The sequence below is a fragment of the Desulfitobacterium sp. LBE genome, assembly GCF_007830365.1.
GTDB classification, from domain to species: domain Bacteria; phylum Bacillota; class Desulfitobacteriia; order Desulfitobacteriales; family Desulfitobacteriaceae; genus Desulfitobacterium; species Desulfitobacterium hafniense.
Genome location: NZ_VLKD01000001.1, coordinates 3,455,272 through 3,475,631 on the forward strand (window position 1 = coordinate 3,455,272; position 20,360 = coordinate 3,475,631).

General features: G+C 48.5%; 17 protein-coding genes, 1 tRNA gene and 1 other RNA gene. All 19 read right to left on the reverse strand.

Going from position 1 to position 20,360, the window contains the following annotated elements:
• Positions 1-8: 8 nt before the first annotated feature.
• Positions 9-857: a DNA polymerase III subunit gene (locus DESLBE_RS16385; protein WP_018305695.1), complete on the reverse strand. Its 849-nt coding sequence runs from the start codon at positions 855-857 to the stop codon at positions 9-11.
• A 1-nt stretch (position 858) separates the two neighbouring features.
• Positions 859-2,301, reverse strand: coding sequence for an amino acid decarboxylase (locus tag DESLBE_RS16390; protein ID WP_144677614.1), 1,443 nt, complete (start codon positions 2,299-2,301; stop codon positions 859-861).
• A gap of 43 nt (positions 2,302-2,344) precedes the next feature.
• Positions 2,345-3,586, reverse strand: coding sequence for a Ger(x)C family spore germination protein (locus DESLBE_RS16395; protein ID WP_144677615.1), 1,242 nt, complete (start codon positions 3,584-3,586; stop codon positions 2,345-2,347).
• Complete coding sequence (locus DESLBE_RS16400; RefSeq protein WP_144677617.1) at positions 3,553-4,665, reverse strand: endospore germination permease; 1,113 nt, start codon at positions 4,663-4,665, stop codon at positions 3,553-3,555. The genes DESLBE_RS16395 and DESLBE_RS16400 overlap by 34 nt, the downstream gene beginning before the upstream one ends.
• A complete protein-coding gene (locus DESLBE_RS16405) occupies positions 4,666-6,216 on the reverse strand; it encodes a spore germination protein (RefSeq protein WP_172625532.1) in 1,551 nt (516 codons plus the stop codon).
• 217 nt (positions 6,217-6,433) lie between these two features.
• A complete protein-coding gene (locus tag DESLBE_RS16410) occupies positions 6,434-6,916 on the reverse strand; it encodes a ferritin-like domain-containing protein (protein WP_072772488.1) in 483 nt (160 codons plus the stop codon).
• Between the two features lie 66 nt (positions 6,917-6,982).
• The gene (locus DESLBE_RS16415; RefSeq protein WP_144677621.1) at positions 6,983-8,335 is read right to left on the reverse strand and encodes an ATP-binding protein; all 1,353 of its coding nucleotides are present in this window, start codon (positions 8,333-8,335) and stop codon (positions 6,983-6,985) included.
• A 174-nt stretch (positions 8,336-8,509) separates the two neighbouring features.
• A complete protein-coding gene (nifJ, locus tag DESLBE_RS16420) occupies positions 8,510-12,040 on the reverse strand; it encodes a pyruvate:ferredoxin (flavodoxin) oxidoreductase (protein ID WP_144677622.1) in 3,531 nt (1,176 codons plus the stop codon).
• 393 nt (positions 12,041-12,433) lie between these two features.
• Entirely contained in the window at positions 12,434-12,688 is a 255-nt protein-coding gene (locus DESLBE_RS16425) for a pro-sigmaK processing inhibitor BofA family protein (RefSeq protein ID WP_005815033.1), read from the reverse strand.
• Positions 12,689-12,777: 89 nt separating this feature from the next.
• Complete coding sequence (recR, locus tag DESLBE_RS16430) at positions 12,778-13,374, reverse strand: recombination mediator RecR (protein WP_011458897.1); 597 nt, start codon at positions 13,372-13,374, stop codon at positions 12,778-12,780.
• Between the two features lie 10 nt (positions 13,375-13,384).
• Positions 13,385-13,717, reverse strand: coding sequence for a YbaB/EbfC family nucleoid-associated protein (locus DESLBE_RS16435; protein WP_005815036.1), 333 nt, complete (start codon positions 13,715-13,717; stop codon positions 13,385-13,387).
• 22 nt (positions 13,718-13,739) lie between these two features.
• Positions 13,740-15,404 carry a DNA polymerase III subunit gamma/tau gene (gene dnaX, locus DESLBE_RS16440; protein ID WP_144677624.1) on the reverse strand — a complete coding sequence of 555 codons (1,665 nt, stop codon included), beginning with the start codon at positions 15,402-15,404 and terminating at the stop codon, positions 13,740-13,742.
• A gap of 123 nt (positions 15,405-15,527) precedes the next feature.
• An RNA gene (gene ffs / locus DESLBE_RS16445) (signal recognition particle sRNA large type) lies at positions 15,528-15,790 on the reverse strand.
• A 73-nt stretch (positions 15,791-15,863) separates the two neighbouring features.
• Positions 15,864-15,953 (reverse strand) — tRNA-Ser (locus DESLBE_RS16450).
• A gap of 90 nt (positions 15,954-16,043) precedes the next feature.
• A complete protein-coding gene (locus tag DESLBE_RS16455; protein WP_011458895.1) occupies positions 16,044-16,214 on the reverse strand; it encodes an aspartyl-phosphate phosphatase Spo0E family protein in 171 nt (56 codons plus the stop codon).
• A 107-nt stretch (positions 16,215-16,321) separates the two neighbouring features.
• The gene (locus tag DESLBE_RS16460) at positions 16,322-17,185 is read right to left on the reverse strand and encodes a TIGR03943 family protein (protein WP_144677626.1); all 864 of its coding nucleotides are present in this window, start codon (positions 17,183-17,185) and stop codon (positions 16,322-16,324) included.
• A gap of 1 nt (position 17,186) precedes the next feature.
• On the reverse strand, positions 17,187-18,761 hold the full coding sequence (locus tag DESLBE_RS16465; RefSeq protein ID WP_144677628.1) for a permease: 1,575 nt from the start codon (positions 18,759-18,761) through the stop codon (positions 17,187-17,189).
• A gap of 4 nt (positions 18,762-18,765) precedes the next feature.
• Positions 18,766-19,797 (reverse strand): GTP-binding protein, encoded by a 1,032-nt coding sequence (locus DESLBE_RS16470; protein WP_144677630.1) that lies wholly within the window; start codon positions 19,795-19,797, stop codon positions 18,766-18,768.
• A gap of 86 nt (positions 19,798-19,883) precedes the next feature.
• Positions 19,884-20,297: a transcriptional repressor gene (locus tag DESLBE_RS16475; RefSeq protein ID WP_015942542.1), complete on the reverse strand. Its 414-nt coding sequence runs from the start codon at positions 20,295-20,297 to the stop codon at positions 19,884-19,886.
• Positions 20,298-20,360: the final 63 nt, after the last annotated feature.

A 20,360-nucleotide genomic window follows, 5' to 3' on the forward strand; every position in this document is an offset into this window, starting at 1 on the left:
TTCCCTCCTTACTGAAATAATTTTAAAGCTAATCCTTCGATCACCAATCTGGGGTTAGCCTGCATTTGAATCTGTTCGATAGCTTTGCCCACAGCCAGCATAGCCTGGGGATTGACTTGATGTTTTTGAGCTATCCCTAAGGCCAGAATGTGCAAATATAGCTCAGCTTCTTTTTTCTCTAAGGGAAAAAGAGGGAAAAGTTTAAGAAAATCCCCCTCCTCCACCGCTTGTTCAAATCCTCGAACCCACTCCTTGACCTTCTCCACTCCCAGAGTCAGAATCTCATAAGCCAGTTCAGGGTTATGGCTGCTCAGGCGAAAAGCCTCCCGGGCTTCCCAGGGATCGAGGGACTCTTCAAGGGATTTGAGCCATTCCTCCTCCCCTCTGAAGGGGAAGTAAACCGCCTGGGCCCTGCTCTGAATAGTGGGCAAAAGAACCTCGGCATTCTGAGCGCTCAGCACGATCAGGGTTCTTTCCGGCGGCTCCTCAATGACCTTGAGCAAGGCATTGGCAGCGGGAATCGTTAATTTATCCGCTTCTTCAAGGATAAAGACTTTATAGTTTCCCTCATAATGCTTGCGATAAACCCGCTCCTGCCAATCCAGAATCTGCTCGATCCCTATGGATGCCTTGGCAGGCTTGACTACCTCCACATCCGGATGGTTCCCGGAAAGAATCTTCTTGCAGGAGGGACAATGCCCACAAGGCGCGTCCTGACCCGAAGTGCAATTGATCCTCCGGGCAATCTCCAGTCCCGCCTTGCGTCTCTCCGGGCCACTCCCGCCGTGAAAGAGCAGCAAATGAGCAAGCCGCCCCTCCTGAGCTGCTTTTTCGATCAGGTGAAGTGCAATGTTCACATTAAACCTCCTCGACGATCCAGACTCCCTGGCCTGCATCCTCCCAGCCTTGCCAGCGTCCCTTATGCCGGGTCAGAAGCTCTAAGATCTCAGGAGTCATCTCTTCTCCCATCACGATCCAAGGAATGCCCGGGGGATAGGGGGAAATGCTCTCACCCACTATGTGTCCCACACTCTCCGCAAGGGGGAGCTTGCGCTTCCGGGCAAAATAGGCTTGGCGGGGAGTGAGCCTGGCCGGCGGCAGAGGAATTTCGCAAACGATTTCCTCAGGAGATGCCACGACATCTTTGTTCAGGCTTGCTAAGCTTAATAAACCCTTGGTAAGGATCTCTACCTCTTCGGGAGTATTGCCAATGCCTAACAGAAATAAAATATTTTTGTCATCCCATAATTCAGGGTCAATTCCATAACTCTTACGCAAATGCTCTACACAACGGGGAGCCGCAACTCCCAGTCTTTGGGTATTGATCATGATCTTCGTCCAATCCAGCCCAGCAATCCCGTAAGTCCCTACATCCTGTGGGTTTAAGATCCGCAAGGATCCGCCCACACGGTGATGCAGTTCCTGCACTGCTTCATGAAGCAGCTCCCAGCGCCTGCTTTCCAAAGCATGTTCGACAGCCCTTTCCAGAGAGGCCATCAGGAGATAACTGGGGCTGGAAGATTGCAGCAGCTCAAGAGCCTCCCTGATAGCGGACAAGGGAATCCGCGAGCCCTGCACATGAAGCATCGCCGCCTGAGTCAGGGCGCTTAAGGTTTTATGGGTGCTGCACAACACCAGATCCGCCCCATAGGCCAAGGCTCCTTGGGGGAAGAGCGGGCTCAAATAATGGGAGCCATGAGCCTGGTCCACCAAAATGCTCACTTGAGCTGCCTGGCGATCCCTTTGGGCCGCAATCTTTTCCAAATCCGGCAAAGTCCCATAATAGCCGGGATAGGTCAGATGGACCCCCAGAAATTCCCCTAAATCCACTTCAGCGATGGATTTCAGTCCTAAAGGCAGCCCGAACTCCGGATGAACCACATTGGGGATATATTCCGGTTCACATCCCGATAACACCAAAGCCGAAAACACAGAACGGTGGGACTGCCTCTCCACCAGAACCTTAGGCAGCTGCAGGTCCTTCCCCCGCTTCCCGGTACCGGCCAAAGCCATGAACATCCCTTGGTTCCCCACCGTTGCCCCATTGATCAGATAAAAGCTGGCATCACTTTGATACACAGCGGCAGCCCGGGCCTGAGCCTGAGCGAGCACTCCCGCGGGGGAGTGCAGCATATCCAAGCCCGGCAGTTCTGTAAGATCCTGATCGGGAAAATGCAAATCCGTAAAAAATTCCGCTTTTCCTTTATGTCCTGGAGTATGAAAGGAAATCAGCTTCTGAGCTTCATACTGAAGCAATTTATGACCTAAATTCAACACATCTTTTTCCTCCAGGGTTGACAAAGGTAATACACATCATTATATCATAATATTTCCATTGAAGCACCTATTGAAGAGCCGGGGAGCCTCCCTTCGCACTATTTTCCTGAGGACTTACCGGTGAATTGCGGGCCAGCCCCGAATGTTCAACTTTAACATTGATATCATAAGCTACCGGAATATTCTCTATCCCCTGGGGCCAGCCCTCTTTGATTTCTTTCCAATACTTTGGGTTTTTAATTTCAATTTTTCGCCCAATCCCGATAAAATCCAGCCCCTGCTCCTTGCTTATGGCTACGGCTGCTTCACATTCTTCCTGAATTGCCTGCGCCATCAGGGGCCGTAATTCTTCAGTAAATTGCTGCCAACGATAGATATCCGCCTGTTCATCCTTACCCATGATTTCATTGATGGAAACCACTGTCTTGATGTTGAATTTGATCCCCATCTTGCCGTCGATGTTTTCCACCTTATATTTTGTTTTAGAACTCAGGACCCAGGCTGTTACTCTTGCCCCCTCTCCGTCTTCCCCCTCAAGAACCCGGCTCTCAATCTCGTCATCCAGCCAGAGATAGCCCTTTGTTTCCTGATCGTTAAGATTTGCAACACATTTCCCGCCTTCGAATACCGCCGCTTCATGAATCAGGATTTCCTGTCCTTCTTTATCAGCGTAGAATAATCCATGTTCCCCTGATTGGATCTTCTCCACTCTGGGGATGATGGGATTCTGGCTTTCCCTCCCTAAAACCGTCAGGTAGTGCCCTAAACGTGTGATCGGGAAAACCGACTGCTTTTTTTGACCTTCAATGGTATCGAACAAATTTAAGCTGGGAATCCGCTTCGTGTGCAACTCTGTATTCAGAACTTCCCTGGCTTGTCCTTTAGACACGAGCAGATAAATCGTCCGTCTAAATTCATGAAAGCGCTGGAAATAATCCAGAGCCTCATTAATCCCCGCACCGGCAAGATCTTCACCAAGTACAATAACCCGCAGCGTTCCGGCAAAAGGCTGTTTGCTGAACGCTTCCGCCGCCTGTTCCATAATGGCGGAGAGACTCTTTGTTTCCACACTGATCGTCCAATTCTCAAGCTCTGCGGTTCCGCCTCCGCTCACCCTGGGTTCAGCTATCTGCATGGTCACAAGGTAGGTCCCCTCTTCTTTTCCTTTATCGATCCCCATCCCCAGCACATAGGCCAGTTCATCAATTTCACGCTTGCCGTTGCACCCTCCCAGGAACAGAATACCCATAATGAGCAGCAGCACAAGGGGTAGCCTTAATGGGAAAATCTTTTTTTGCGGCGTTTCCATCGCTCCACCCCCCATACCAAGACTACCCATAACACCGTGAAGGGGAGAATCAAATAGTTATCCACCAGCTGTATCTCCACAACCACCGTGATGCCTGTTAAAGTATATAAAGGAATCAGCACATACATAATTCCTACCATAATAGCCGTTTTAATACCGGCTTTGCGGCCTTTTATGCCGAACACAGTGCGCAGGCCCCATATTCCAGCAAACAGCAGAGCTGTGACCTTTAAGGCTAAGGCTCCCGTCCAAATCAGAGTAAATATCACCTCAACCCCGGATATGGTCCGGGAAATCTCAATCATATTTCCCAGTACCAAGAGGGCATAAGTAAGACGGGAAGTTTCAAAAGGGCCAAAGGTCATGAGCTGGATGACCACCATCAGGGTGCTTAAGACAATAACCATAAAAAAAGCTTTAAAAATCCCTTTTTTCAAAACCTTTAAGTCCTTGGCTTTGCGTGGCAAAAAGGGCAGCAGTCCTCCTAAAAAGAGAATATACTCCATAGGCCAGGGCGCCACATCCCTCATGGCATCAAGAACGGGTCTGATTCCATTGTCCAACATGGGAAAAAGCTCCCCCCGCTCAAAACGGGGAATGCTGAATAAAGCTATAAAAACCAGCGATAAAAAAATAATGGGAAAAACAACTTCTGAAAAGCGGCTTAACACTTCGATCCCACTGAAGTACAGATAGGCGACAATCACGACCAGCCCTAAAACCAGGATGTATTGAGGCATCAGGGGAAGGACACTCCGATTATACATATCCACTCCCTGGCCCAATAAGATGGCCCCGAAATAGAGCGTAATGGCACTATATAAAAGCCCCATTCCCTTGCCGAGCCACTTCCCCAGTACTTTTTCCGATATTTCGATCAGATTCATACCGGGGTAGCGGGGCATTAGAGAAAATATCATAAAAGCCAGAGGGATCCCCAGGGCAAACCCGGGCAGGATAACCATCCAGCCATCCCTTCCTGCTGTTCCGGCCAGCGCTGACCCGGCAACCATATATGTTGTCCCCAGGAGGACTGCCGTGCTTAATATTGTGAACTGATGGGTGGATATACGTTCCACTTATTTTTTCCTCCCCGACTTCGTATCATGAACATCCGCTAAATCCGGTATCTTTCTGGAAGCCCACCAAGGCGCCCTGACGAAAGTATCCTGAAGAAAGGCACGGATTCTTAAAGGGGCAATGGGACTAAGGTAGGGAGTGCCAAAGGATCGCAGACTCAGCAAATGAATGACACAAAGGTAGAGCCCGATGGCTAACCCGAAAAAGCCCATGGTTCCCGCCAGAATCATTAAGGGCAGGCGAATCAAACGGATGGCGATGGCCAGATCATAGTAAGGAATCGTATAGCTGGAAACCGCCGTCAAACCGATCACGATCACCATAATCGGGCTAATCAGACCTGCGCTGACGGCCGCATCCCCTATGATCAAGGCTCCCACGATCCCAATAGTCTGTCCGATAGGTTTGGGAAGCCGCAGCCCGCCCTCCTGGAGGATCTCCAGAGCCAGCAGCATTAATAATGCCTCCCCAAGAGCGGAGAAGGGAACCGCCTCCCGATTTGCAGCAAGGCTTAGTACCATAGGAGTGGGCAGTAATTCCTGATGAAAGGTGGTTACGGCAATATACAGGCTGGGAGCCAAAAGAGCGATAAATGCTCCCCAATAGCGTATTGTCCGTACAATAATAACAATCATCGCTCTTTGATAATAGTCGTCGTTGACTTGCATAAACATGGGTAAAGTAACCGGCACGATAAGAGCCGAGGGGGTGCCGTCCACCATGATGGCCACTCGCCCCTCCAAAAGCTCGGCGGTTACAATGTCGGGCCGTTCTGTATTAGAGATTTGGGGAAAAGGAGAATAAGGATGATCCTCGATCAACTCCTCCAGCATGTCCCCGGAAATCACCGCATCGGTTTGGATACGGCTCAGCCGCTTAAGCACTTCTCCAACCACGTCCATATCGGCGATACTATCCACATAAGCAATCACCACATCCGTTTTCGAAAGATCCCCGATTTTCATGGAGACCAGCCGCAAGGATGGATGCTTGATCTTTCTTCTCAGCAAGGAGGTGTTGGTCCGCAGGGTCTCATTGAACCCCTCCTTGGGTCCGCGGATGGATGATTCATTCTGGGGAATGCCCACTCCCCGGTCTGCCCAGCCACGGGCACTGATCAGGAGAGCCTCCTGGCTTTCCTTAATGAAAAGAACCGCATCCCCCGACAACATCCCATCAATAGCCTCCCCCAAGCGGCCGATCTTCTTCACTTCATTGGCTGGCGTGAAAAGAGCCAGCAAACGATCGTTGACATTTTTCAGAGTCATCTCCTGAAAGACCGGATCATCGACGGCTTCGACCATGATCACCCGCAGGATATAAGCATCTAATAAGTCTTTATCGACCAAACCGTCGACCACGCCAAGAGAACAGGGTATCGCTTCCTTGCCCCGCAAAGTGAAATCCCGAAAAATAATATCACTGCTTTTGGATAATTCTTCTTTAATCCGCGCAAAGGAAACAGGCTTATCCCATTCTTGATCGATAGGAACCTTATGAACCACCCGGATTCTCTTCCGATAAGGACGCTGAGTAAGTTCTTTGATCATGGTGAAAAAACGTTTAGCCAAAACGACCACCCCCTCCTTATGTGCTTATTGTCCTCGGAAAGCTTTTTTCTTATACGCCCAAGCCGCATTTGCAGGATTTTCAGCACAGCAAAACAGCCCCTTTCCAGGCTAAGCCTACAGAAAAGGAGATAGAATCCTTTCCTAATAGATAAGATTCTATCTCCTCAATTTTGATTAAACCTGGCCAGGGAAGGAATTATAGTGTCTCGATCTTGTCTTCCATCAAATTCTCCCTCAGGGTATCGAACAATGCCGTATGCAGATGTTCATCCACAAAATTATGTTTCAGCTGACTACAAAGATCCCCGCTGGGATCCTCTCCCCCTGCCACCAGGTCCTGAACTAATTTCTTATAATCGCTCATAGCTTTTCTTTCCAGCTCCATATTCAGCTGCAGAGCTCTCTCCAGACCGGTTAAAGACATCAGATTGCCTAAGGACATGCCGAGAATGGGAGAAACCACTTCTCCCAGCAGGGTAGGCTTGGCGCCTAAACTCGTAATGCGGGCAGCCACATTATCCACATGGGACTGTTCTATGGCGGCCACTCTCTCAAAGACCTGTCCGGCATAGTGATCTTTAAACTGCTTGCTTTGCACCTTATACAGTTCCACTTGATTGAGCTCCAAGCTGTAGAACCAATTCAGCCTTCGTATCAGGTCTTCCTGGTCCATATCCATCTTCCTTCCCCTGCAGAAACTTTTTTCATGTACAATTTATGGTAGTTTAACTCAGATGGGCAAGAATTATTCCTTGAGCTGACCCGTTAAGGCCATCCCGATCAGCTTATCTGCATAATCAGCTATGAACAGTGGGATATTCAGCAAATCACCGTCCAGCCGTAAATTATTCAGGGAGAAACGGACACGAAGTTTTACTTTGTCACCGTATTTTTCTTTAAACTTCTTCAGGCTCCTGCTCTCCACATTGGTTTCCGATTTAACCTCAACAGGAATTATCTCGTTTTCTCTCTGAATTAAAAAATCCACTTCATGCCGTGGGTTATCCATCGTCCAGTAACGAGGCATGGCCTCAAGCTGATTGCGCAACGCCTGAAGCACGTAGTTCTCGCTGAGAGCTCCTTTAAACTCCACAAACAGCCGATTCCCTTCACCAAAAGCCGAAGGGGCCAATAGGGACAATCGACGCAAAAGCCCCACATCCACCAGATACAGTTTAAACGCAGCCAGGTCATCATAGGCGGAAATCGGCAATCCTGAGACACTGCTGCGGTATATCTTATAAGCAAGGCTGGCATCGCAAAGCCACTGCAGTGCCTCCTCATATTCCCTGGCCCTGGCCCCTTCCTTGACAACTTTATAAATAAATTTTTTATTTTCCCTGGCCAGCTGTGAAGGCAACGACTTCCAGATCAATGATATTTTAGGAAAGTCTTTGGGGTCAGGATGCTTGGCAAAATCCCGTTCATAGGCCCCAAGAATATTGGCCAGCACTTGTTGCACCAATTCTACATCCCGTTCTTCAGTCCAGGAACGAACAGATTCCGGCATCCCACCCGTCACAAAGTACATCTTCAGCTTTTCATAAAGAGGATTAAAAAAAGCATCAGGAATCGGTTCAATTCTATCTAAGTTGTCAAGGTAAGAGACAAAATTTCCGTCACCGTTGGCCAGCAAAAATTCCGTAAAGGTCATCGGCCCGATTTCTAAAAAATCCACCTTGCCGACCGGAAAAGAGGCAGGCTTGGACAAGGCGATGCCCAGAAGGGAACCGGCACAGGCCACATGATAGTGAGGGGTGTTTTCGCAGAAATATTTAAGGGTATTTAAAGCATTGGGACACTCCTGGATTTCATCAAATACTATGAGGGTAGTCCCAGGCTCTTTGGGATTAATGATCTGCCCGCTCGCCATCATCAAGTTTTGTAAAATGCGTTCCACGTCTTTGGTGTTTTCAAAGAACTGCTTATATTCCGGATGCTCATCAAAGTTAAAATAGGCTAAGTTGTTATAATAGCGTCTGGCAAATTCTTTGAGCAGCCAGGTCTTGCCCACCTGCCGTACGCCTTTCAAAATGAGTGGTTTGCGATGTTTGGAGTTTTTCCAACGCAGTAAATCCTGCATGATGATCCTTTCCACAAGGCTGCCTCCCACATTTTTATAAGCATTTTGCGTTTTCAAATCACATTTATATAAATTATTATAACCATTAGCCTGGTTTTAAGTCAATGTATCACTGCCTGCTTATAATTTTATGACCGTGCAAAAAGAGCGGGCCAAAGCCCGCTCTCTTACTGCAATCCAGGATGAATCTTATTCGTATTTGTAACTTGCCAAGCGCTTGTAAGAATCCAAGCGGACCTTCGCATATTTCTCGGCACCTTCAAAGAGCTCTTCGGCAGATTCCGGGAAGGTGTTGATCAAGGAGGTGTAACGAACTTCGCCCATGAGGAAGTCACGGAAGGAAGCTGTGGGCTCTTTGGAATCCAGGGTGAAAGGATTCTTGCCTTGATCTTCGAGATCGGGGTTGAAGCGATAGAGATGCCAGTAACCGGCTTCAACCGCTTTCTTCGCTTCGGTGACGCTCTTAGACATACCGGACTTCAGGCCATGGTTGATGCAAGGAGCATAAGCGATGATGATGGAAGGTCCTTTATAAGCTTCTGCCTCTTTCATCGCCTTAATGGTTTGAGCCATATTGGCACCAAGGGCTACTTGAGCCACATAGATATAGCCATAGCTCATAGCCATCATACCCAGGTCTTTCTTGCGGATTTTCTTACCGGCAGCTGCGAATTTCGCCACAGCAGCGCGGGGGGTAGCCTTGGAAGATTGACCGCCGGTATTGGAGTAAACTTCGGTGTCCATAACCAGGATATTGACGTCGTCACCGGAAGCCAGGACATGGTCTAAACCGCCGTAACCGATATCATAAGCCCAGCCGTCGCCGCCGACGATCCATTGGGATTTCTTGACAAGATGATCTTTTCTGCCTTTAATATCGGCGATCAAAGCGCTGTCGCCTTCATAGGCATCCAGAGCGGCACGAACCTTAGCGGCTGCAGCTTTGGAAGCATCGGCATCATCCATGCCGGCGATCCACTCTTGGAAAGCTTCCTTCATGTCGCCGCTGATTTCGGTTGCGCAGGCTTCCTCCATCAACAGAGCCAGTTTTTCCCGCTGTTGACGCACGCCAAGATACATACCGTAACCGAACTCAGCATTGTCTTCAAAGAGGGAGTTCGCCCAGGTAGGACCTTGTCCCTTGGCATTGACAGTATAAGGTACGGAAGGAGCACTGCCGCCCCAGATGGAGCTGCATCCGGTGGCGTTGGCAATCATCATGCGATCACCGTAAAGCTGGGTGAGGAGCTTAACATAAGCTGTTTCTCCGCAGCCTGGGCAAGCGCCGTTGAACTCGAGGAGAGGTTGGGCAAATTGGCTGCCTTTAACGGTGGTGATATCAAAGCGTTCAGCTTTGTTGGTCACGGTCAAAGCATATTCCCAATTGCCGGCTTGGGCGGCAGTTTGTTCAGCCGCATCCTTCATGACCAAAGCCTTGCCTTTAGCCGGGCATACTTCAGCGCAGTTGCCGCAGCCTGTGCAATCCAGCGGACTCACTTGAACACGGAGCTGGAGGCCGTCGGCTTCCTTGCCAAGAGCTTTCTTGGTCACGAAGCCTTCGGGAGCATTGGCCACTTCTTCTTCATTCAGCAAGAAGGGACGGATAGCCGCATGAGGGCATACATAAGAGCATTGGTTACATTGGATACACTTTTCAACATCCCATTCAGGCACGATTACAGCAATACCGCGCTTCTCATAAGCAGTGGTGCCTACGGGAACCGTTCCGTCTTCACGGCCTACAAAAGCACTGACAGGAAGGCTGTCCCCTTCTTGGGCGTTCATAACATTTTGGATTTTGGCCACATACTCGGGAAGATCTGCGGCAGCAGCTGCTTCAGCTTGGGCAGGAGCAGCGTCGGCCCAGGAGGCGGGAACCTCAACCTTGACCAGGGAATCCGCGCCGCGATCAATAGCGGCATTGTTCATATCAACAATGTTTTGGCCCTTTTTGCCATAAGTTTTGACCACGGATTCCTTCAGATAGCCGAGGGCTTCTTCTACAGGAATAACATTGGCAAGCTTAAAGAAAGCGGATTGCATAATCATATTGATACGGGAGCCTAAACCGATCTCCCGGGCGATGGAGACTGCATCAATAATGTAGAGTTTAATATCATTCTTGGCGATGAATTGTTTCATGGAAGCAGGAAGCTTGTCTGCCAATTCTTCGGGCTGCCATTGGCAATTCAGGACGAAGGTGCCGCCTTTCTTCAGACCTTTGGTCAGATCATATTGACCGACATAGGCTTGGTTATGGCAGGCAACATAGTTGGCATCGGATACATAGTAAGGGGATTTGATGGGTTTTTTACCAAAACGAACGTGGGAAATGGTGATACCACCGGATTTCTTGGAATCGTATTGGAAATAAGCCTGAGCGTACATAGTGGTGTGGTCGCCAATAATTTTAATCGCTTGCTTGTTGGCGCCAACGGTACCGTCAGAGCCTAATCCCCAGAATTTACAAGCAATAGTGCCTTCAGGAGCGGTGCTGACGACTTCATCTTCCGGTAAAGATTTGAAGGTAACATCGTCCACGATACCGATGGTGAAGTCATTCTTAGGCTCAGCTTGGGCAAGATTCTTGTAAACAGCCAGTACTTGGGAAGGAGTCGTATCTTTGGAACCTAAACCATAACGTCCGCCTACGATCACAGGCTTGATTTCATGGTTGAAGAAGGAATCCTTCACATCGAGATAGAGAGGCTCACCGGTGGAACCTGGCTCTTTGGTCCGGTCAAGAACGGCGATGGCCTTAACGGTCTTAGGCAGAACCTTGAACAGATATTTAGTGGAGAAAGGACGGAAGAGGTGAACCTTAACCACGCCCACTTTTTCACCTTTTGCTACTAAATAATCCACAGTTTCTTCAATGGTATCACAAACAGAACCCATGGCGATGATCACACGCTCAGCATCTTCAGCACCATAGTATTGGAATGGCTGGTATTCACGGCCGGTGATCTTAGCGTATTCGTCCATATAATGGGCCACAATATCAGGAACAGCATCATAATAGCGGTTGGATACTTCACGGCCTTGGAAATAGACATCGGGGTTTTGGGCAGTACCGCGCAGAACAGGGCGCTCAGGATTCAAGGCATTGTCACGGAAAGCCTGGAGAGCGTCACGATCCAAGAGTTTTGCCACATCATCATAATCGGTTACTTCAATTTTTTGAATTTCATGGGATGTACGGAACCCATCGAAGAAATGAACGAAAGGAACTTTGGCTTTGATGGTGGCTAAATGAGCAATAAAGCCCAGGTCTAAAGCTTCTTGAACATTATGTGAAGACAATTGAGCAAAACCGGTAGCTCTTACGGACATAACATCCTGGTGATCACCGAAAATGGACAGCGCATGGGTAGCCAAAGCCCGGGCACTGACGTGGAAGACGCTGGGCAGAAGTTCGCCGGCGATTTTATACATATTCGGAATCATTAAGAGCAGACCTTGCGAAGCTGTATAGGTGGTGGTAAGAGCACCAGCCTGGAGGGACCCGTGAACTGCACCGGCAGCTCCTGCTTCAGATTGCATCTCAACAACTTTGACAGGTTGACCGAAGATATTTTTCTTGTTATGGGCAGCCCATTCATCTACCAATTCAGCCATCGTTGAAGAGGGAGTGATCGGGAAGATGGTTGCTACTTCTGTAAACGCATACGACGCCAGAGCAGCAGCTTCGTTACCATCCATTGTCTTCATTTTTGCCATTTGGTACATCCTCCTAAAAGAAAATTTAATAAAAGGGTTAAAAAAGAGATTCTTCTTAAGGAAGTTCTTTTTCCACCCAAACCTTGCTTATTTAAAGCAATGAATAAAGATGAGAAAAAAGGGGTTAATGATAATCTTTCGGAAATCAAATGATTAAATTTTCGCAAAAATTCTATAAAAACGAGTTGAGGGAACTATTTCGGTAGTTAGACCGAAACGTCCCCTGCAGTCAGTATCAGTATACTCTCGGCCGGATAAATCCGTCAAGACGTAAAATGGAGCTAGATGAATAATTATGTAAAAAAACCGCCATAAACGAAAAAAATCACATTTAAAAACCCTAATTCTCCCCTAAAACCCCTTGAAATTTTCAAGGTTAAATGCCCAGGACCGTTAAATGCCCAGGACCTGCAGGCCCACCAAAGCCACGACTCCCGGAAAACCTAAAAGACCTACCAAAGTTATGGTAAATACGTTAATAGGAATACCAAATCCGACAACACTTAATATCAAGTCGAAGATCCACAGGCCCACGATTCCTCCCAGGATGTGAATCCCCGCCTTTAAAAAGGTGTTGGGTTGACCTAAGCTGCTCTTAACCACCAAGCCGATCAATAGAACGAATAAGGCCAAAAAAATTAAGGTCATGATAAGCCCTCCTTTACCACTACTAGTCCAAATTATGCAGAAAGTGGACAAAGAAGAACATTATTGACCTTAATTTTTTGAGATCACCCTTAGATCTGGCGACGGCCTTCTAAAGCACGGGCGATGGTAATTTCATCGGCATACTCCAGATCACCGCCCACCGGTAAACCATGGGCAATCCGTGTTACCTTGATTCCCAAAGGCTTAAGCAGCCTGGATAAATACAGTGCCGTAGCTTCTCCCTCTACCGTGGGGTTCATAGCCATGACGACTTCCTGGACTCCTTCTAAACGCCCTAAAAGCTTGGAAATCGTCAGCTGCTCCGGCCCGACTCCTTCCAAAGGAGATATGACGCCATGCAGAACATGATAAAGCCCTTTAAATTCTCTTGTTTTCTCTAAAGAAACCACATCCCGGGGCTGCTCCACAATGCAGAGCAGGGTACGCTCCCTTTTCTCCCCGGTACAGATGGGGCAGGGATCATGATCCGTATAATTACAGCATAGGGAACACTGCCTGATTTCCCGCTGAGCTCTGATCATGGTTTCCGCTAGGTTTTCGGCCACCTGGGGTTGCTGCAGCAGATAAAAAGCCAAGCGACCCGCCGTTTTCGGTCCGATCCCAGGCAAGCGGGATAAACCTGTAATCAAATCGGCCAGGGGTTCAGGATAATTCAAAAAATCCATACTTCCTCGCTTAGAAGAGACCGGGAATTTTTAAACCATTGGTTAATTTGCCCATTTCTGAGGATACAAGCTCTTCTACTTTGCGCAAGCCTTCGTTGACTGCGGCTTTGACCAGATCCTCCAACATTTCCACATCATCGGGATCCACAGCCTCCGGTTTAATTTTTAACTCCACCAGTTCATTTTTACCATTGACCACGACCTGAACGGCCCCCCCGCCCACTGATGCCTCAACTGTGCGGGTCTTCAGCTCCTCTTGGGCCTTCGCCATTTCTTCCTGGAGCTTCTGAGCTTGCTTGAGCATATTGCCCATATTTCCCATACCGCCGCCTTTAAATGCCATTTCAACTACACTCCTTACACTATTATTCTTCAACAATCAATAAGTCCGCACCAAATAAATCGGCCGCTTTTTTGATCATCGGATTTTCCTTGGCTTTTTCAACTTGTTCTGAATCCTTAGGGTCTTTTCCATATTCATTTTCCAGGAGACTTTGCAACCGATAGGCTTTGCCCAGGCTACTTTGGAGAACCTCTTCGATGGTTTCCCGGTTTTCCTTCTGATTGACCTTATCCCGGTGGAAAGACAGACCTTCCTTAAATACGATAACCAGACTATCCCCATCCAATTCAACAGGCTTGCCTTCCATCAAAAAAGCATGGGTGGATTTTTTGCGTTTTCTTACTTGCTCTAAAATATCTCCCCAGCGGCCTTGAACCTGTTCAATGGACAGAGCAGCGGTTTCTCCCCCTTGGGAGATTGCCGGTTTATCCTGGAGGGGGGGTAATTCAGGTTTTTTGTGACCCGGCGGCTCTGAGCTTCTCTCATTGACCTTTTTGGGGAGTTCCCCTTTGCTTTCCTGGCGGCTCTTCCCTGTAGAAAGGTTCTTGATCTCCTCCTCTAATTCCTGCAAGCGTTCCAGAACTTGGGGAGATTCCTTGCTATAGCCGGGCTGAGAGTCATAAATCACCTGAACCAAGAGAAGTTCCGCCGCTAAACGGGCATTGGCGGCATATTTTAATTGACTTTCCCCCTGCAGCAGAATCCCTATCCATTGCAAGAGGGTTTTGAGCCCCAGCATTTGGCATTGGTAAGCCAAATGCTCTCTAAGGTGAGGCGCAATCTGAGGAAAGGCTTGAGTCGAAGCATAAAGCAAGGCCTGCCGCATATAATCCAGCAGCTCGCGAATGATCTGTCTGGGATCCATCCCCTGATTGATGCCTTCCCCTAAACACCCCAAAGCCTTGGCATAGTCACCGGTCAGGAGGTGATCCACAAGCTGGGCGCTGAATTCTTCACCAACCATGCCCAGGACCTGATAGACCTGCTCTACACCCAGTTTCCCATCCAGCAGGAGACACTGATCCAGAATACTCAGGGCATCTCTCAGCCCTCCCTCCGATTTTTGGGCAATAATCTGGAGGGCTTCCGGCTCCACATCCCGGCCGATGGTTTGGCACACCTTATCTAAATGGCTATGAATCTGTTCCAAAGGAATCCGGTGAAATTCAAAGCGTTGCACCCGGGAAAGAATGGTTAAGGGGATTTTATGTACCTCCGTGGTAGCCAGAATAAATACCACCCGCTCAGGAGGTTCCTCCAGGGTTTTGAGAAGGGCGTTGAAAGCTTCGGTGGTTAACATATGAACTTCATCAATAATGTAAACCTTATATTTGCTTTCCCCGGCACTTAGGCGAACCTTATCCCGCAAATCACGGATTTCATCGATACCCCGGTTGGAGGCGGCGTCGATCTCAAAGACCTCCATAGCGCTTCCTTGATCGATGCTCAGACAAAAAGCACATTGATTGCAGGGTTCAACACCCTCCCGGTGCTCACAATTTAATGCCTTGGCCAGGACCTTTGCCGTAGTGGTCTTACCTGTTCCCCTCGGTCCGCTGAAAAGGTAGGCGTGAGCTACTTTGCTCTGCATAAGGGCATTTGTCAATGTCTTGGTGACATGGTCCTGCCCTACCATATCTTTAAAATTTTTCGGTCTCCATTCGCGGTATAAAGCCAAATAAGCCATTGGGCTCCCCCTTCCGCTATACTCCCCCGGAAGTAGATTCTGTGGTCCAGTCCAAGCTGCATGAATGTTGATAGTGGAAAAAAAGATGGTCTTAGACCACCTTTATATGATAAATATTTAAGGCCGTGCACCTTTACTCGAACAGACGCTTCCGGACGAATCCGGGATTCACTGCTCAGCCTAGGCGACCTTGCGGCACACAGAGTTTGCTCCTTAGTGCTGCTTCCGTCAGGACCTGACACGGTTCGAAGTGCTCTGTTGCGCAAGACCCAGACCTCATCACAATTAGCCCCGGCCGCTCCACAAACGCTGCCCTTATGCAGGAATTCCACCTCGCTAAAGCGGGTTGCGAGTACAAGGATCCGCTACCTCCCCGTCTAGCACGGCCAAATCAATTATAACAAAATAAAAAGCCAAAGTCGAATGCGAACGGATCCAACTTGGCTGAATTGCATTTTATGGCGGAGAGAGAGGGATTTGAACCCTCGACACAGTTGCCCATGTACTCGCTTTCCAGGCGAGCGCCTTCGACCACTCAGCCACCTCTCCGTGTTCGTCTTGCCAAAAAGACTATGAAATTTGGTGACGAAGCTTATTATAAGCTAACATTCAGGACATGTCAATAAAAGACGAATAAAATCACCAAAAAGACAGCTGTGTGTATTTATTCAAACGCTGATATTGATTCAAAAGGTAATCCAGCTCTTGGCTTAACTCGACAACTCTTGCATCAACTAAGCTGCGTGTCGTTGCATATCGATATAATTTTTTGCGAAGCACCTCGATTTTCTTTAATAACCTCTTTTCCACATTAATTCCCCCCGAAATTCCTTTCAAGAAGATTTTAATCGATTCACAGGCAAATAACAACGAATTTTAATCCATAATAAGGAAAACAAATGTCGAAAAATTAGAGATTAGTAAGGATAGATATAACCTTCCACAGCCTCTGCCGGTGTAATTTTCGTTACCCTAATCTGGGGTTCATCAGATAGCACACCGTCATACTCATGCTGTCCCAGCGTAAGGGTTCCTTCAACCGTCACCCACGACTCTGCCTGGAGCTGGTCAGCCTGATCATATTTACAGAGTATCCCGGCAGGTGCCAAATCCCCAACACAGCAAGACATCATCAAGCGGGCCGGCACAAATTCATCTTCCTTAAGAAATTCAGGATCATTGAAAACAAATCCCGTCATAACCACTGTATACCCTTGATATTTCTCTATATTGGTATACATTTCCGTAAGCCACATGCTGAAATCTTCATGGGCCACTGTGATTCTTTTATTCCCCATATCCAAGCCGGGCAGCTCCGAGACATAGGCACCGGCCGGCAATCCGGCAAGGGGTTCCTGAATAATTTCAGCCTGTACCTTATCTTCCGGAGATGAAGCATCCTCTATAGTAATAGAAAGGTCGTTCTGCATGCTCAAAGCGCTTTGGCCGGAACGGTTGGAAAAAGCGCTGCCGCCGATATAATTGCCGGAAAGATTGGACGCGCTGACAGGGGCATGGGGAAGCAACAGCAATACGATGGGGATCACCAACACAAAGCAGTGGGCGGAGCGCAGTTTATGCTGGGGGCGAAACAATCTGCCCAAAGCGTTCAAGGCCCATACACCCATGACGATGGACGTAAAATAGAGATAGGGCTTCAACCGGGGTGTGACATAAGTAAGATATTTTTCACTGCTCACCAAATAAAAGATCAATCCCCCAAAAACACAATAGCATAAGAACTCCAGAAAGATCTGAGGATTAAATGCTTTGGCCGGCATGTTACATCCCTCCCCAATTAAAAAACAGAAAGACCAAAACAAAACATATACTCAAGGACGTCAGCAATAATCTAACGATGAAAGCTTTAGAAAATCCCGAAGAGAGCATCAGGACATTTTTGATATCCATCATCGGCCCAAAGACCAGAAAGCCCATAATTGCGCCCATGGGGAACTGATTGGCAAGACTGCGGGCGATAATCGCGTCGGAGGAGGAGCACAGGGAAAGCACAAAGGCCATCACCATCATAATTAAGATGGAGACCGCCAAACCCGCCCCATCCTGGGCCTTGGTAAACAGGCCGGTTCCCATGACCTGAAACAGGGCGGCGATAAAGCTGCCCATCACTAAATATTTGCCGACACCGAAGAACTCCGCCTGGGAATGACGGATGAACAGACCGGCTTTTCCCTTGAAGGTTGTGATGGATTCAGCATCATCATAACAGCCGCAGCTGCATAAAAGCCTGTCAAAAGCCCCTCCGGCCAATACCGAACCCTTGGGCGGCCAGAAGCCCATGGTCAGCCCGATCAGAACAGCCGCTACAATACCAAAGAAAATCCGCCCGACCACGATTCCCGTATTGCCGCTGAAGGCATAATAGGTGGACACGATCACCACCGGATTGATCACCGGGGTAGCGGTCATAAAGGTGACAGCCACCGGGAGGGGAATCCCCCGGCGCACCAGACTCCGGAAAACGGGAATAGAAGCGCAGTCGCAGACCGGCAGACAGAAGCCCCCCAGAATGGCCACCAGCATGCCCATGCCGATGGATTTGGGAAAGCGGCGCTCAATAAAGCTTTGGGGGATAAAAACCTGGATAGCGGAGGAAAGCAATACCCCGATCAATAAAAAAGGGACCGCTTGCAGGATAATCCCCAAAAATACATTGACAATGGTATTGACCGGGATCTGCGCCCCCTCCAGGACCGGCTTGGCCATGAAGTACAGGGCGCTCATGGCGATAACCATGAGCAAAAAAAGATTGACCGGATGCTCTTTCTTTCCGAAAAGCTGCTTATAGAGCTCCTGATACTCTTTTACCTTATAGAAGGGGACCCCGGGATTGAGCCCGTTGACGAGGCGCCGAATCCGGCGGTAAGTACCCGCCGAATCCACATTGCGCATCACGACGAAATCGCTGTTGGCAATCTGTTCCGGCAAAGAGGCTCCTGTCCTGCCCAACAGATTTTCTATGTTCTCCCCATCGGCAATATGCACCACTTTTTGAATTTGGCAAAGGCCACCCAGGGAGGGGTGCAAAAGCAATGACTGCAGCTCTGAAAAAGGAACGACACCGTTCCACTCAATCCAAATCTCATCGAACGGTTGCTCCTCTATGCTGCTGCGGATTCGTTCGACGATTTGCTCGGGCCGCTGCTCCAGAATTTTTTTGGGGACGCTGAGCTTATAGCAATTGAGGTGCCGCCCCTGAAATTCCTCTTCACCGGACTCAAACTGGATGACGAAGGTCCTGACATCCCGCCAGCTATACTTGTTCAACAAGTTATTCAAAAAGGTCGTCTTGCCGGCATCCAGGAAGCCGGTCACTACATAAACCGGTATCGCCATCCCATCACTCCCCGCTAAAAATGGCGCACAGCTCCTGCCGGTTGAGGTTGCGGCCGATGATGCAGAGCATATCGCCCCTGGCGTGGCAGCCGGTGATCCGAATATCCCCGGGGAGATATTGCAGGTTTAAATAGCCTTTGGGGCCGCGGACGATGCCTTTAGCCCGCAGGATCGTTCCTTTGGCACTGTTCTCCATTTTCACGACCTTGGCCTTTAAATCTTCAGTATCGAATACCCGCTTTGTCCGGATAGTGACGGTATCGAAGACATCTTCCGCCCGGCTGTTATGTTCACACCCCTCTGAGTGGCTGCAGTCCGCTGTATGATCATGGCTATGATGAGCATGGTCATGGTCATGATGATTGTGGTCATGGCTATGATGGTCGCGATGGTCATGATTATGCTCATCATGACCATGTCGGCATCGGCCTGGAAGCCTGTGCTGCTGACGCTGCGGATTCAGGAGTTCCGCTGTATTGATTTGAGCCCACGGCTTGGTCAGGATCCTTCCGTGAGGGTTCAGCTTTTTGACTATTTTTTCCCCATTCCCTAGTTTTGCGGGGAAGCTTTCCGTACGGCTGAACACAACCACATCGGCGTTGCGAATCTGATCTTCGAAAAATTCGCCAAAGTTATCAAGGTGCATTTGGCAGCGTTTCACATCCACCACCGTAATTTTGCCCTGCACTTTGGCATGGAGTGCAATACGCGGATCGGAACAAGCTTTCATAACATCGGAAAGCTTACCGACACCGGAAGGCTCAATAATAATTTTATCCGGGTGAAAACGGAGCAAAAGATCCTTAAGGGCTTTCACGAAATCGCCGGAAAGGCTGCAGCAAATGCACCCGGCACTGATTTCTTTGACTTCCACACCGCCTGATTTAAGCAAGGCCGCATCGACGCTGATCTCACCGAAATCATTTTCGATCAGAACTACCTTTTCCCCCTGGAAAGCCTCTTTAAGCATTTTTTGGATTAAGGTGGTTTTGCCTACTCCCAGAAACCCGGAAATAATATAGATTTCTGTCCCCATCGATACCCTCCTCTTCTTTTTTCTATCTATAAACTATATGCCTGTACACAGGAAATAAGCCTGGAATCAGGTGAGAAGCTGCATTATTATTTAACAGAGCATTCCCGGCAGTAGCCATACACTTCTAAATTATGGCCCAGGACCCGGAAATCATCGTCCTCGATTTTCGGGATAAATTTCTCCATGGGGCAATTATTCATTGTGACAATTTTATGGCAGCCCAAACAGATGGCGTAATGCTTGTGCTGAAAACGGTTCAGTTCATAAAGAGCCATCTCATTGTTCAGCACCGCAAGTTTAACAACCACGCCTTTCTTGACAAAAAGCTCCAGTATCCGATAAATAGTGGACAGCCAGGGGGATTCCCCTTCTTTTTCGATCTCGGAACAGATTTCCACAGCACTGAGAGGCTTTGGGGCATGCTCAAGGACAGAAAGTACACTCTCCCGCGGTTTTGTTCTTTTGACGCCGGCAGGCCAGTTATTGTTTACTTCTTTCATGATCGTCACCTCTTTCAATAACTGCATTAATTTTTTCAATAACTGCATTAATTATAGAATACA